Here is a 13,075-nt window from a genome sequence, read left to right as displayed (position 1 = left end):
CCATTTTTGTCGCGGCTGTTGCACCCGAATCGCCGGTCTGGCGGCCGATGATTGGCGCTACAATGCCGTCGAACAGTTATTCTAATCCGCCCGTCACGAGACACATGTCCACCCAATCCTCCTCCAAAGCCAAGCTCCGCGAAGCCGCCCTCGACTATCACGAATTCCCGACCCCCGGGAAAATCGCGATCGCCCCGACCAAGCAGATGATCAACCAGCGCGATCTCGCGCTCGCGTACTCGCCGGGTGTGGCGTACGCGTGCGAGGAGATCGTCGAGAATCCGCTCAACGCGGCACGCTTCACCGCGCGCAGCAACTTGGTCGGCGTCGTCACGAACGGCACGGCGGTGCTCGGCCTCGGCAACATCGGGCCGCTCGCGTCGAAGCCGGTGATGGAAGGCAAGGCGGTGCTGTTCAAGAAGTTCGCGGGCATCGACGTGTTCGACATCGAGCTGAACGAGTCGGATCCGCACAAGCTCGTCGACGTGATCGCCGCGCTGGAGCCCACCTTCGGCGGGATCAACCTGGAAGACATCAAGGCGCCTGACTGCTTCATCGTCGAGCGCGAAGCGCGCAAGCGGATGAAGATCCCGGTGTTCCACGACGACCAGCACGGCACCGCGATCGTCGTGGCCGCGGCCGTCACGAACGGGCTGAAGGTCGTCGGCAAGGACATCAAGAAGGTCAAGCTCGTCGCGTCCGGCGCGGGCGCGGCCGCGCTCGCGTGTCTCGACCTGCTGGTCGACATCGGCCTGCCGCTCGAGAACATCACGGTGACCGACCTGGCCGGCGTGGTCTACAAGGGCCGCACCGAGCTGATGGACCCGGACAAGGAGCGTTTCGCCCGCGAAACGGAAGCCCGGACGCTGGCCGAAGTGATCGACGGCGCGGACATCTTCCTCGGCCTGTCGGCCGCCGGTGTGCTGAAGCCGGAGATGGTGAAGGGCATGGCCGAGCGCCCGCTGATCCTCGCGCTCGCGAACCCGACGCCGGAAATCCTGCCGGAAGCGGCGCTCGAAGTGCGCCCCGACGCGATCCTCGCGACCGGCCGCACCGACTACCCGAACCAGGTCAACAACGTCCTGTGCTTCCCGTTCATCTTCCGTGGCGCACTCGACGTCGGCGCGACGACGATCACGCGTGAAATGGAGATCGCGGCCGTCAACGCGATCGCCGAGCTCGCGCAGCACGAGCAGAGCGACATCGTCGCGACCGCGTACGGCATCCAGGACCTGTCGTTCGGGCCCGAATACCTGATTCCGAAGCCGTTCGATCCGCGCCTGATCGTGAAGATCGCGCCGGCCGTCGCGCAGGCCGCGATGGACGGCGGCGTCGCGACGCGCCCGATCGAGGACATGGAAGCCTACAAGCAGCACCTGCAGCAGTTCGTGTACCACAGCGGCACGACGATGAAGCCGATCTTCCAGATCGCGCGCGCCGCGCCGGAAGAGAAGAAGCGCGTCGTATTCGCGGAAGGCGAAGAAGAGCGCGTGTTGCGTGCCGTTCAGATCATCGTCGACGAAAAACTCGCGAAGCCGATCCTGATCGGCCGCCCGTCGGTGATCGAGCACCGTATCCAGCGCTATGGCCTGCGCCTGACGCCGGGCACCGATTTCACGGTCGTCAACACCGAGCACGACGAGCGCTACCGCGACTTCTGGCAGACGTACTACAAGATGATGGCGCGCAAGGGCATCAGCGAGCAGCTCGCGCGCGTCGAGATGCGCCGCCGCACCACGCTGATCGGCTCGATGCTGGTGAAGAAGGGCGAAGCGGACGGGATGATCTGCGGCACGATCAGCACCACGCACCGCCACCTGCACTTCATCGACCAGGTGATCGGCAAGCGCCCGGGCTGCAGCGTGTACGCGGCGATGAACGGCCTCGTGCTGCCGGGCCGCCAGATCTTCCTCGTCGACACGCACGTGAACGTCGATCCGACCCCGGAGGAACTGGCGGAGATCACGATCATGGCCGCGGAAGAAGTGCGCCGCTTCGGCATCGAGCCGAAGGTCGCGCTGGTGTCGCACTCGAATTTCGGCACGAGCAACGCACCTTCGGCGAAGAAGATGCGCGATACGCTCGCGATCCTGCAGGAACGTGCACCGGAGCTGAAGGTCGACGGCGAGATGCACGGCGACGTCGCGCTCGACGCGGCACTGCGCAAGGAAATCCTGCCGGAATCGACGCTGGAAGGCGAAGCGAACCTGCTGATCCTGCCGAACATCGACGCCGCGAACATCGCGTACAACCTGCTGAAGACGGCTGCGGGCAACAACATCGCGATCGGGCCGATCCTGCTGGGTGCCGCACAGCCGGTGCACGTGCTGACCGAATCGGCGACCGTTCGTCGCATCGTCAACATGGCGGCGCTGCTGGTCGCCGACGTGAACGCCGCGCGCTGAGCCAAAACGAACGCGCCAGGCCGGTCGAACCGGCGTGGCGCGTCGGGCGAAATTGTAAACAAAAGCAAAAAGAGGCGTGCCCGCAATGGGCACGCCGCGGGCAGGGCGCAAACGCGCTTCCCTCAAGGCAACAGCAGCATCTCTCCACTCCTGGTAGCGAGCGCGGCAAGGAGGCAGGTCTTGCCGTACGAGAGATGCCGCCTTTATTTTATCTTGTGTAAGATAAATGTAGTGTGATTTCGGTAAAAAATGCGTAATTCCGGACATCGCGATGCTTTCGATTCCCAAACGGACATTGATTCGCGCGGCCAATAACGCTACGCTAACGCCTTTGTTGGTCGTCAACTACTTGATTTAACAGCGGGAACCCTGGTTCATGGCACGCAAGTGGCTCCGCAACGGCGCGCTCGCGTCCGTCTTCGCGATGTTCGCGATGGGTATCGTCGGCACGCCGACGGGCAGTCTGGTTTCCGCCGCTTACGCACGGGAGGCCGTTCCGGCCGACGTCGCGGCGAGCGGGCTCGATACGATCCCGACCGCCAGTCTTCCGCGCGAGGCCGTGACCACGCTGGGCCTGATCGGCGCCGGCGGCCCCTATCCGTACGAGAAAGACGGCGTCGTGTTTGGCAACCGCGAGCGGATCCTGCCAAAAGCGAAGCGCGGCTACTACCATGAGTACACGGTACCGACGCCACGTGCCCGCAATCGCGGCGCGCGCCGGATCGTCTGTGGCGGGCCGTTGCGCCGGATCGACAACTGTTATTACACGGGCGACCACTACAACAGTTTTAAACGTATTGTTGAATGACTTCGGGACGAATGGCATGAGCGACTCCATCTACGCGCACGAAACGGCGGCGGCGGAACTGTTCGCGGCCGGCGACGGCAACCTGTTTCAGCGCGTGATTCAACTGCACGCGGCGGCGCAGGCCGGCGGCACGCCGGAGCAACAGGAAGCCGTGCCCGGGCTTTCATCGAACGAGGAGCCTATGAGCCTTTTCACGACCGTGCGACCCAATCTCGTGCAGTCGATCCGCGCGTTCCGCGTGCAGGATCTTGCCGACGAAGCCGGCCGGCTCGGCCAGCATTTCCTGTATGCGTATTGCGGCGCCGCGCAGTCGAAGCAGGAAGTGATGGAAACGATCGCGACATCGTTCCTGTTCCCGAAGCATTTCGGGAAGAACTACGACGCGCTGTACGACTGCCTGACCGACCTCGTCGCGAAGGCCGGCGCGCAGCCCGGTTTCGTGATCGTCCTCGAAGGGCTGCCGATCGCGCAGAAATTCGACAAGGAAGGGCGCGAGACGCTGCTCGACGTGTTCCGCGAGGCGGCCGAATTCTGGGCCGAGCGCAAGGTCGCGTTCCGCGTGTTCTACTCGTTCGCATAAGCACGGGTCGGCCAACGGCCGATCCGGTGAAACACCCGCCCAAAGCCCGCTTCGAGCGGGCTTTTTTGCGTCCGCGCGCGATGCGCTGCACGCGCCGCGCCCGGCCCGACAAAAGCCTTTCATCGCGCACCTTTTTCCGCGACAATCGGTCAGCCCGGCCGCGGCCGCCGCGCCGGGCGCACAACACCAATCATTCGAGAGAGGGCCGTTTTCCCATGACCGCTACCCGATTTGCGGCGCGCGCCCGTGCGCGCCGTCCGCTCGTCCGCGCGCTGGCCACGTGTGCGCTGTCGCTCGGCATCCCGCTTGCCGCGCAGGCCGCGGCGCTCACACCCGAACAGACCGTCGACGTTTATCTGGGCGCCATCGTCAACAGCGACGCGGCGAAGGTCGAGCAATTCAACGACACGGTGCGCGAGACCGCCGATCCGAAGGAGGCCCGGAACATGCTGCTGCCGGCCGACATGTACGGCGACATGCGCGAACAGATGCTCGGGCAGACGCTGGCATTGATGTCGGAATCCGCGCGCGAGGCGCTGGCGCCGTCGCTCGACTCGATGCTGGTCGCGTACACGGGCGCGTTGCGGCGCTCGCAATGCAACGTCACCGGCGTCAAGCGCACGCCGGGTGCAGGCGGGAAGGGGCAGGAACACGCCACGGTCAGTTTCGAGTGCAAGGTGGCCGACGTCACGCCGCCGGGCGACGCGGCCACGAAAGCGCGCGCGAACGCGAAAACCGACCAGCAGCGCTTCGCGGCTGTCAGGACGACGTTCACGGACGTGGCGCGCGCGTTCAACGACGCTCCGGTCAGCCGGCGCATCAAGGGGCAGGTGGAGATGGTCGGTTCGGACAGCAAGGGCTGGACGACCGACAGCCCCGAAAGCCTGCTGAAGCCCGTCGTCGATGCGCTGTCCGGCCCGGTTGTCGCGGCGGTCGCCGCCAGCCAGCAATGAGGCTGGCGCGCCGGCCCGATCGATTCGATACCGACATGACCCGACCGATGGACGTTTCCCTTCATGCGCGCCGCGGCGCGCGTTTTCCGTTGTTCCGCGCGACGCGCGCGGCCGTGCTGTTCGCGCTCGTCGCGGGCGGTGCCGCGCACGCGGCGGTGCTGACGCCCGAGCAGACCACCGATCTGTATCTCGGCACCTTCGTCAACGGCGACGTCGCCAAGGCGGCGCGGTTCAACGATGCCATGCGCACGCGCTTCGACGGCAAGGACGCACTCGACGTCGCGGCGATCCCGAAGCTCGGCGACACGATGCGCGACAACATGATCGCCGCGCTGCTGTCGAAGATGCCGGCCAGGTCTCGTGCGGCATTGCGCGAACCGATCAGCGCGTCGATCACGTCGTATCAGCATGTGCTGGCCCGTTCCGAATGCAAGGCGACCGGTTCGACGCAGAGGCCGAACGAGTACGTGGCGGGCGAATCGATCGCGACGGTCGATTTTTCGTGCCGTGTCGTCGATGTGGAGCCCGGCGTGAAGGCGCTGAAGGAGAAGCTGGGCAACCCGCGCCTGAAGACCGACAAGGCCCGGACGGCCTTCCTCGCCGCGTTTTTCTCGGGCATGGCGCGCGTCTACGACGAGGCCCCGATGGGCCGCCCCGTGACGGGGCAGGTCGATCTCTACGGCACGAACGAGAAGGGCTGGCTCACGGGTTCTCCGGGTGACGTGCTGTCGCCGCTGGTTGATGCGTTGCTGGGGCCGATCGGCTCGGCGGGCGGAGAAGCCGACAAGTAAGCGACGCGATCCCGGCCGCTGCACATGGCCGGCATGCCGTGCATTCGAACGGGGAGTGAACGATGAAGATCCTCACGCGAGGGATGCTGGTTGTCGCGGTGGCCGTTTCGATGTGCGGAGCGGCTGTGGCGGGCGACAACGCCGCCGAGCCGGTCGCGCTGCCGGTTTCGCCGGCGGCGCACGCGGCCGTCGAGCGGCTGCTCGCCGATCTGCGCACGCGCTCGACACCGGACCAGTACGCGGCGGTGGCCGCCGCGATTCACGCGTCGCCGGCGCTGGCGGCGCAACTGGACGAACTGGTCGACGCCGGCCTGCTGACGCGCATCGCGGTCGACAGCGGCGAGCCCGCGCTCGGCAGGACGACCGGCGCGTTGCGCTACGGGAGCGTGTGGATCCTGACGCCGGCGTTCGTCGCGCAACAGGCGCCGCGGCGCCTGTTCGACGTCGTGCAGGACGACGACATCCTGCCGGACAACATGGTGTTCGCGCTCGGCTACATGGCATGGCGCGCGAAGCACGATGCCGACGTGAGCCGCGCGTCCGACGCGCTGCGGGCGTCGGACGACAGCGCGGACGCGAAGAAGCAGCGGTGGATCGACCTGAACACGCGGATCGACGCCGGCGGCTTCATCCAGGGCTGGAACGACACGGTGGACGCGGCCACGTTCCAGCAGGGCGGCAGGCCGGTCAGCATCGTGCAGGCGGTGCAGATGATGATGAACCTGCGCTATCGCGGCCCGCTGATCACGGCGATCCGGGCGACGCCGCCGGCGCGCAAACTGCGGATCACCGGGCCGGCGCTCGCGCTCGATGCGGACAACCTCGACGCGCTGGCATCCGCGCTCCAGACTTCCCCCGTCATCGACATCGAGCCGTTCAGCGCGGCGCGCTGACACGCGTCGCCGTGCGCCGGCGTCATGCCGCGGGGCGTGCCCGGCCGCGTCTCGCGATCACCACCCGCCCCAGCGCGCGGCGAGCGCGGCGAGCACGGCCGCGCCGGCCGTCTCGGTGCGCAGCACGCGGGGCCCGAGCGACAGCGCGGTGAACCCGCGTGCGCGGGCCGCGTTTTCCTCGTCGGGCGACAGCCCGCCTTCCGGCCCGATCAGCAGCGTGACGATTGCCGCAGGCGGCGCGTCGGGCAGCGACGCGAACGGGATGCTCGCGCGCGGCGACAGCAGCAGCCGCAGCTCGCCGTCGGCCGGCGCGGCCGGCAGCGTATCGAGCCACGCGTTGAAGCCGGCGATCTGCGCGACGTCGGGCACGCGGTTGCGCCCGCATTGTTCGCACGACGCGCGCACGACGCCGCGCCAGTGCGCGACGCGCTTGTCCGCGCGCTCGCCGGCGAGCTTCACGACGCCGCGCGCGGTCGACAGCGGCACGACCGCGGCAACGCCGAGCTCCACGGCTTTCTCGATCACCCAGTCCATCTTGTCGCCGCCGGCGATGCCTTGCGCGAGCGTCACGCGATAAGGCGGCTCGGCTTCGGCCGGCTCGAACGTGTCGATCTGCGCGAGCGCGCTGCGCTTGTCGATCTCGACGAGCCGCGCGCGGTACTGGCCGCCGGTGCCGTCGAACAGCGCGAGCACGTCGCCGGGCTGCAGGCGCAGCACCTGCGCGTGGCGCGCGACATCGGCCGGCAACGCGAGCGTGGCGTCGGCGCGCAGTGCCGCGTCGACGAAAAAGCGCGGCACGGCCGCGGTGGTGGTGGCTTCGTTCATGCGTGTAGCGGTTGGGGTCATGCGTCGAGACGGCGCCCGAGCGCCCATCGGTAGCCGTCGAGATCCTCGATCTGCGCGAACCGGTCGCCCCAGAACTGGTCCTGCGGCGGGCTCAGCGATTTCGCGCCCGCGTCGAGCGCGCGCTGCCAGGTGGCGTCGACGTCGTCGACATACAGGTAGAACGACTGCGGCGCGGTGGCGTTCGCGCTCTTCGGCGTGAGTGCGGTCGAGCCGAACGCACCCTCGGGCGCGAACATCACGATCAGCTGGCCGCGGTAGGCCATCTCGACGTGCATGATCGCGCCGTCCTCGTCGTGCACGTCGCGCAGCTCGAAGCCGAATGCGGCCTTGAAGAAATCGATGGCCGCGCGCGCGTTGCGTACGGCCAGGTAGGGTGTCAACCAAGGCACGTTGGCCGGACGTGGATCGGTCATGAAAATCTCCTGTGTGGGCGCTTCGGCGCTTGCGCTGATTCCATGCTTCGGCGTTCGTTCAGGGGGCGGCGCGGCGTCCGTGGCGATTCGCCCCGTGCCGCACGTCACGCATTTTGCGAAGACACGACGGGAAAGCGGAGCGAGGCGCCGCGCCGACGCTCAGCGGCGAACGCCCAGTGTATCGCGCAGCGCGCGCGGCAGGGCAAAGAGGGACGCATGCAGCCGGGCGTCGTAGTAACGCAAACCCTGGACGCGGCGGGCGGCGAGCCGCTCGTCGACGTCGTGCGCGAACAGCGCGGCCGCGTCGAGCGTGTCGCTCGCGATCGCCATCAGCCACTGCGAGCCGTACAGCGGCACGTGCGCGGACAACGGATCGACGACCGAGAAGCTCGCGCGCAGGTCGTCGAGCAGCGCGGCGATGCGCGCCGTGTGGAACAGCGGCGAGCCGAGGTGCATCGAGATCGCGCCGCACGGCGTGAGGATCCGCTTGAGTCGCGCATAGAACTCGCGCGTATAGAGGCCGGCCGCCGGCGAATCGGGCGGCGTGAGGTCGAACACGACGAGATCGAAGTGTTCGACGGTCGACGTGACGAAATGCGCGGCGTCGCCGATCACGACCTCGACGCGCGGATCGTCGAGCGCGCCCTGGTGCACGTCGTCGAGATAACGACGCGCCATGCCGACCACCTCGTCGTCGAGCTCCGCGACGACGATCCGCTCGATGCATGCGTGCTTGAGCAACTGGCGCGCCGCGCCGCCGTCGCCGCCGCCGAGCACGAGCGCCTTCCTCGGGCACGGATGCGCGAGCGCGGCCGGGTGCGTCATGCACTCGTGATACACGTATTCGTCGCCGACCGACGTCATCGGCCGGCCGTCGAGCGTAAACAGGCGGCCGAGCTGCGGCGTTTCCCAGACTTCGATCTGCTGGTGCGGCGACGCGACGTGCGCGAGCCGACGGGCGTTCGGGAAGCCGTACGCGGCGTCGGGCGTGGGATGAAAGAGAAGGGTCGTGCTCACGGGCGGGCCGCCAGGGCAGGGAGTTCCGACGTCTGAATTATAGGAGGCGGGCGGTTTGACGGAAAACCGTGCCGGAACACTACGCGCCGACAAGGGAAATGTCAGGCCATCTGTTAAAATGACGAGCTTTGCAGCCTCGTCCGTAGGCTCCGTCCGCTTCGCGTCCGTCAGGCGCCGCACCGCGCGCCGGGAACGATCGACGCCCGAGCTTCCGGATGCCGCCGTGCCCCGTTTCCTCGACTCGTTCTCCGGACTCGACATGACGACTTCGTCTCCCGCCTCCACCACCCTGATGGCCAACGCGATCCGCGCGCTCGCGATGGACGCCGTCCAGCAAGCGAACTCCGGCCACCCCGGCATGCCGATGGGCATGGCCGAAATCGGCGTCGCGCTCTGGTCGCGCCACCTGAAGCACAACCCGACGAACCCGCACTGGGCGGACCGCGACCGCTTCGTGCTGTCGAACGGCCATGGCTCGATGCTGCTGTACTCGCTGCTGCACCTGACCGGCTACGACCTGCCGATGGAAGAGCTGAAGAACTTCCGCCAGCTGCACTCGAAGACGCCGGGCCACCCGGAATACGGCATCACGCCGGGCGTCGAGACGACCACCGGCCCGCTCGGCCAGGGTCTCGCGAACGCGGTCGGCATGGCGCTCGGCGAAGCGCTGATGGCCGACGAGTTCAACCGTGACGGCGCGAAGATCGTCGATCACCACACGTACGTGTTCCTCGGCGACGGCTGCCTGATGGAAGGCATCTCGCACGAAGCCTGCTCGCTCGCCGGCACGCTGAAGCTGAACAAGCTGATCGCGCTGTACGACGACAACGGCATCTCGATCGACGGCGACGTCGTGAACTGGTTCCACGACGACACCCCGAAGCGCTTCGAAGCCTACGGCTGGAACGTGATCCCGAACGTGAACGGCCATGACGTCGACGCGGTCGACGCGGCCATCGCGAAGGCGAAGCTGTCGGACAAGCCGACGCTGATCTGCTGCAAGACGGTGATCGGCCAGGGCGCGGCGACCAAGGCCGGCGGCCACGACGTGCACGGCGCGGCGCTCGGCGCGGAAGAAATCGCGAAGACGCGCGAAGCGCTCGGCTGGAAGTGGGAGCCGTTCGTGATCCCGCAGGAAGTCTACGCGGCCTGGGATGCGAAGGAAGCCGGCAAGCGCGCCGAAACCGAATGGGACGCGACGTTCGCCGCCTATCGCGCGAAGTTCCCGGCAGAAGCCGCCGAATTCGAGCGCCGGATGGCCAACAAGCTGCCGGCCGACTGGGCTGAAAAGGCCGCGGCGATCATCGCCGGCGCGAACGAGCGCGCCGAGACGGTTGCGACCCGCAAGGCGTCGCAGCAGGCGATCGAAGGGCTGGCTGCCGCGCTGCCGGAGCTGCTCGGCGGCTCGGCCGACCTGACCGGCTCGAACCTGACCAACTGGAAGGCGTCGAAGGCCGTCCGCGCGAATCCGGAAGGCCCGGGCGTCGTGCTGGGCAACCACATCAACTACGGCGTGCGCGAATTCGGCATGAGCGCCGCGATCAACGGCCTCGCGCTGCACGGCGGCCACAAGCCGTTCGGCGGCACGTTCCTGACGTTCTCCGACTACAGCCGCAACGCGCTGCGCGTGGCCGCGCTGATGAAGGTGCCGTCGATCTTCGTGTTCACGCACGATTCGATCGGCCTCGGCGAAGACGGCCCGACGCACCAGTCGATCGAGCACGTGTCGAGCCTGCGCCTGATCCCGAACCACGACGTGTGGCGTCCGGCCGACACGGTCGAGACGGCCGTCGCGTGGACCCACGCGGTCGCCGCCGACCGTCCGTCGAGCCTGATCTTCAGCCGCCAGAACCTGGCATTCAACCCGCGTACCGATGCGCAGATCGCGAACATCGACAAGGGCGGCTACGTGCTGAAGGACTGGGACGAAGAGATCGTCGCGCGCAAGATCATCCTGATCGCGACGGGCTCGGAAGTCGAACTCGCGATGAAGGCCGTCGAGCCGCTCGCGCAGCAAGGCATCGCGGCACGCGTCGTGTCGATGCCGTCGACCAACGTGTTCGACCGCCAGGACGCCGAATACCGTGAACGCGTGCTGCCGCACGGCGTGCGCCGTGTCGCGATCGAAGCGGGCGTGACCGCCTTCTGGCACAAGTACGTCGGCCTCGAAGGCGGCGTCGTCGGGATCGACACGTTCGGCGAATCGGCACCGGCCGGCGTACTGTTCAAGTACTTCGGCTTCACCGTCGAGCACGTCGTCGAGACCGCCAAGGCCGTGCTGGCCTAAAGACATACGCGACGCGCGCCGCCCCTCGCGCGCGTCGCACGTGAAGCTGCACGAAACGAATTTTTTCAGCCATCAGGAGATAGACCATGACGATTCGCGTCGCAATCAACGGCTACGGCCGTATCGGCCGCAACACGCTGCGCGCGTTCTATGAAAACGGCAAGAAGCACGATCTCGAGATCGTCGCGATCAACGACCTGGGCGATGCGAAGACCAACGCGCACCTGACCCAGTACGACACCGCGCACGGCAAGTTCCCGGGCGAAGTGTCGGTCGACGGCGATTACCTCGTCGTGAACGGCGACAAGATCCGCGTGCTGGCGAACCGCAACCCGGCAGAACTGCCGTGGGGCGAGCTGGGCGTCGACGTCGTGATGGAATGCACGGGCTTCTTCACGACGAAGGAAAAGGCGAGCGCGCACCTGAAGGGCGGCGCGAAGAAGGTCATCATCTCGGCACCGGGCGGCAAGGACGTCGACGCGACGATCGTCTACGGCGTGAACCACGACGTGCTGAAGGCCGAGCACACCGTCATCTCGAACGCATCGTGCACGACGAACTGCCTCGCGCCGCTCGTCAAGCCGCTGAACGACAAGATCGGCCTCGAAACCGGCCTGATGACGACGATCCACGCGTACACCAACGACCAGGTGCTGACGGACGTCTATCACGAAGACCTCCGCCGCGCGCGTTCGGCTACCCACAGCCAGATCCCGACGAAGACGGGCGCCGCTTCGGCCGTCGGCCTCGTGCTGCCGGAACTGAACGGCAAGCTCGACGGTTACGCGATCCGCGTCCCGACGATCAACGTGTCGATCGTCGACCTGTCGTTCATCGCGAAGCGCGACACGACGGTCGAGGAAGTCAACGCGATCATGAAGGAAGCATCGGAAGGCGCGCTGAAGGGCATCCTCGGCTACAACGACGCACCGCTGGTGTCGATCGACTTCAACCACAACCCGGCTTCGTCGACGTTCGACGCAACGCTGACCAAGGTGTCGGGCCGCCTCGTGAAGGTGTCGAGCTGGTACGACAACGAGTGGGGTTTCTCGAACCGCATGCTGGATACGGCTGTCGCATTCGCGAACGCGAAGTAATCCCGCACGTTGCGCGGCCGCCGCAAGGCGGCCGGCGTGGCGAACGAGCCCGGCCCGGTTTTCCGGCCGGGTTTTTTATTGCCCGGCGTTCGCCGTCACGTGTTCGAGTGCGTCGACGAACGCGCGCTTCAGCGGGCTGTCGAGATCGGTCCACGCGAGGCCGATTCCGGTGCGGTGCCCGGCCAGGTCGAGCGGCCGCGCGAGCACGTTCGGCGGCAGCGCGCTGGCAGCCTCCGCCGGCATCAGCCCGATTCCCATCCCCGCCGCGACGAGCGCGAGCATCGTCGTGAACTCCCCGAACTCCTGCGCGATCTCGAGCGTCGTGCCCGCGCGGCTCAGCGCGAGCAGCATGTCGTCGTGAAAGCCCGGCGCGTAGCGGCGCGCGAGCACGAACGCGGGCTGGCCGCGCAGCGCGGCCGGCGGGATGGCGTCGTGCGCGGCGAGCGGATGGTCGAGCGGCAGCGCGACGACGAAGCCTTCCTCGAGCACCACGCGCGTGTCGATGCCCGCATACGCGGCCGGCAACCGGATCATCCCGAAATCGATCCGCCGGTCGCGCAGCGCGGCGACCTGGTCGGGCGTCGGCATGTCCTTCAGTTCGAGCGTGATCAGCGGATAACGCTCGCGCATCGTGCGCAGCACGGCCGGCAGCAGCGCGGGCAGCACCGACGACACGAACGCGATCCGCAGCGTGCCGATCTCGCCGCGGCTCGACAGCCGCGCCATCTGTTCCGCGCGCGCGGCCTGCTGCAGCGTGGCGCGTGCCTCGGGCAGGAACACGCGCCCCGTCTCGCTCAGTTCGACCTTGTGGCGGTCGCGCTCGAACAGGCGTGCGCCGAGTTCTTCCTCGAGCGCCTTGATCTGCATGCTCAGCGCGGGCTGCACGATGAACAGGCGCTGCGCGGCGCGCCCGAAATGCAGTTCTTCCGCGAGCGTGGCGAAGGCGCGCAATTGCTTGAGTTCCATGGGCGGCGGGCAGGCGTGA

General features: G+C 67.4%; 12 protein-coding genes. 8 read left to right on the top strand and 4 right to left on the bottom strand.

Translation table 11 applies throughout. The features are described 5' to 3' along the window. Positions 1 to 62: 62 nt before the first annotated feature. The 6 genes from E9536_RS32760 to E9536_RS32735 all read left to right on the top strand — a co-directional run bounded on the left by E9536_RS32760 (position 63) and on the right by E9536_RS32735 (position 6,430). Complete coding sequence (locus E9536_RS32760) at positions 63 to 2,405, top strand: NADP-dependent malic enzyme (protein WP_027788406.1); 2,343 nt, start codon at positions 63 to 65, stop codon at positions 2,403 to 2,405. A 376-nt stretch (positions 2,406 to 2,781) separates the two neighbouring features. Further along, positions 2,782 to 3,213, top strand: coding sequence for a ribonuclease (locus tag E9536_RS32755; RefSeq protein ID WP_006476946.1), 432 nt, complete (start codon positions 2,782 to 2,784; stop codon positions 3,211 to 3,213). Positions 3,214 to 3,229: 16 nt separating this feature from the next. Then, positions 3,230 to 3,793, top strand: a complete 564-nt coding sequence (locus E9536_RS32750; RefSeq protein WP_136472171.1) for a barstar family protein — start codon at positions 3,230 to 3,232, stop codon at positions 3,791 to 3,793. Positions 3,794 to 4,008: 215 nt separating this feature from the next. Continuing rightward, positions 4,009 to 4,746 carry a hypothetical protein gene (locus E9536_RS32745; RefSeq protein ID WP_136472169.1) on the top strand — a complete coding sequence of 246 codons (738 nt, stop codon included), beginning with the start codon at positions 4,009 to 4,011 and terminating at the stop codon, positions 4,744 to 4,746. Between the two features lie 35 nt (positions 4,747 to 4,781). Next, positions 4,782 to 5,537, top strand: coding sequence for a hypothetical protein (locus E9536_RS32740; RefSeq protein WP_247873544.1), 756 nt, complete (start codon positions 4,782 to 4,784; stop codon positions 5,535 to 5,537). Positions 5,538 to 5,599: 62 nt separating this feature from the next. After that, a complete protein-coding gene (locus tag E9536_RS32735; protein ID WP_059697845.1) occupies positions 5,600 to 6,430 on the top strand; it encodes a hypothetical protein in 831 nt (276 codons plus the stop codon). A 57-nt stretch (positions 6,431 to 6,487) separates the two neighbouring features. Here the strand turns inward: E9536_RS32735 and E9536_RS32730 are convergent, their stop codons facing one another. The 3 genes from E9536_RS32730 to speE all read right to left on the bottom strand — a co-directional run bounded on the left by E9536_RS32730 (position 6,488) and on the right by speE (position 8,706). Beyond that, a complete protein-coding gene (locus tag E9536_RS32730) occupies positions 6,488 to 7,255 on the bottom strand; it encodes a 16S rRNA (uracil(1498)-N(3))-methyltransferase (protein WP_059697844.1) in 768 nt (255 codons plus the stop codon). A 17-nt stretch (positions 7,256 to 7,272) separates the two neighbouring features. Further along, positions 7,273 to 7,689 (bottom strand): VOC family protein, encoded by a 417-nt coding sequence (locus E9536_RS32725; RefSeq protein WP_021159271.1) that lies wholly within the window; start codon positions 7,687 to 7,689, stop codon positions 7,273 to 7,275. A gap of 159 nt (positions 7,690 to 7,848) precedes the next feature. Further along, entirely contained in the window at positions 7,849 to 8,706 is an 858-nt protein-coding gene (gene speE / locus E9536_RS32720) for a polyamine aminopropyltransferase (RefSeq protein WP_027788400.1), read from the bottom strand. A gap of 259 nt (positions 8,707 to 8,965) precedes the next feature. Here speE and tkt point away from each other — a divergent pair, with 259 nt between their 5' ends. Both tkt and gap read left to right on the top strand, forming a co-directional pair. Then, positions 8,966 to 10,993 (top strand): transketolase, encoded by a 2,028-nt coding sequence (gene tkt / locus E9536_RS32715; RefSeq protein ID WP_049098284.1) that lies wholly within the window; start codon positions 8,966 to 8,968, stop codon positions 10,991 to 10,993. An 86-nt stretch (positions 10,994 to 11,079) separates the two neighbouring features. Next, positions 11,080 to 12,090, top strand: coding sequence for a type I glyceraldehyde-3-phosphate dehydrogenase (gap, locus tag E9536_RS32710; protein WP_006485712.1), 1,011 nt, complete (start codon positions 11,080 to 11,082; stop codon positions 12,088 to 12,090). A 75-nt stretch (positions 12,091 to 12,165) separates the two neighbouring features. Here the strand turns inward: gap and E9536_RS32705 are convergent, their stop codons facing one another. Continuing rightward, a complete protein-coding gene (locus E9536_RS32705; protein ID WP_136472165.1) occupies positions 12,166 to 13,056 on the bottom strand; it encodes a LysR family transcriptional regulator in 891 nt (296 codons plus the stop codon). Between the last annotated feature and the right edge of the window lie 19 nt (positions 13,057 to 13,075).

It is taken from the genome of Burkholderia sp. LS-044, assembly GCF_004803625.1.
GTDB lineage: Bacteria > Pseudomonadota > Gammaproteobacteria > Burkholderiales > Burkholderiaceae > Burkholderia > Burkholderia cepacia.
The sequence above is the reverse complement of the archived record's forward strand: the minus strand, read 5'-3'. Positions and strand labels throughout refer to the sequence as shown.

Bases quoted from the DNA above. Each gene is read 5' to 3' on its own strand.
- E9536_RS32745 (WP_136472169.1), top strand. From the start codon at position 4,009: ATGACCGCTACCCGATTTGCGGCGCGCGCCCGTGCGCGCCGTCCGCTC.
- gap (WP_006485712.1), top strand. From the start codon at position 11,080: ATGACGATTCGCGTCGCAATCAACGGCTACGGCCGTATCGGCCGCAAC.
- E9536_RS32735 (WP_059697845.1), top strand. From the start codon at position 5,600: ATGAAGATCCTCACGCGAGGGATGCTGGTTGTCGCGGTGGCCGTTTCG.
- E9536_RS32725 (WP_021159271.1), bottom strand. From the start codon at position 7,689: ATGACCGATCCACGTCCGGCCAACGTGCCTTGGTTGACACCCTACCTG.
- E9536_RS32705 (WP_136472165.1), bottom strand. From the start codon at position 13,056: ATGGAACTCAAGCAATTGCGCGCCTTCGCCACGCTCGCGGAAGAACTG.
- E9536_RS32730 (WP_059697844.1), bottom strand. From the start codon at position 7,255: ATGAACGAAGCCACCACCACCGCGGCCGTGCCGCGCTTTTTCGTCGAC.
- E9536_RS32740 (WP_247873544.1), top strand. From the start codon at position 4,782: ATGACCCGACCGATGGACGTTTCCCTTCATGCGCGCCGCGGCGCGCGT.
- tkt (WP_049098284.1), top strand. From the start codon at position 8,966: ATGACGACTTCGTCTCCCGCCTCCACCACCCTGATGGCCAACGCGATC.
- E9536_RS32750 (WP_136472171.1), top strand. From the start codon at position 3,230: ATGAGCGACTCCATCTACGCGCACGAAACGGCGGCGGCGGAACTGTTC.
- E9536_RS32760 (WP_027788406.1), top strand. From the start codon at position 63: ATGCCGTCGAACAGTTATTCTAATCCGCCCGTCACGAGACACATGTCC.
- E9536_RS32755 (WP_006476946.1), top strand. From the start codon at position 2,782: ATGGCACGCAAGTGGCTCCGCAACGGCGCGCTCGCGTCCGTCTTCGCG.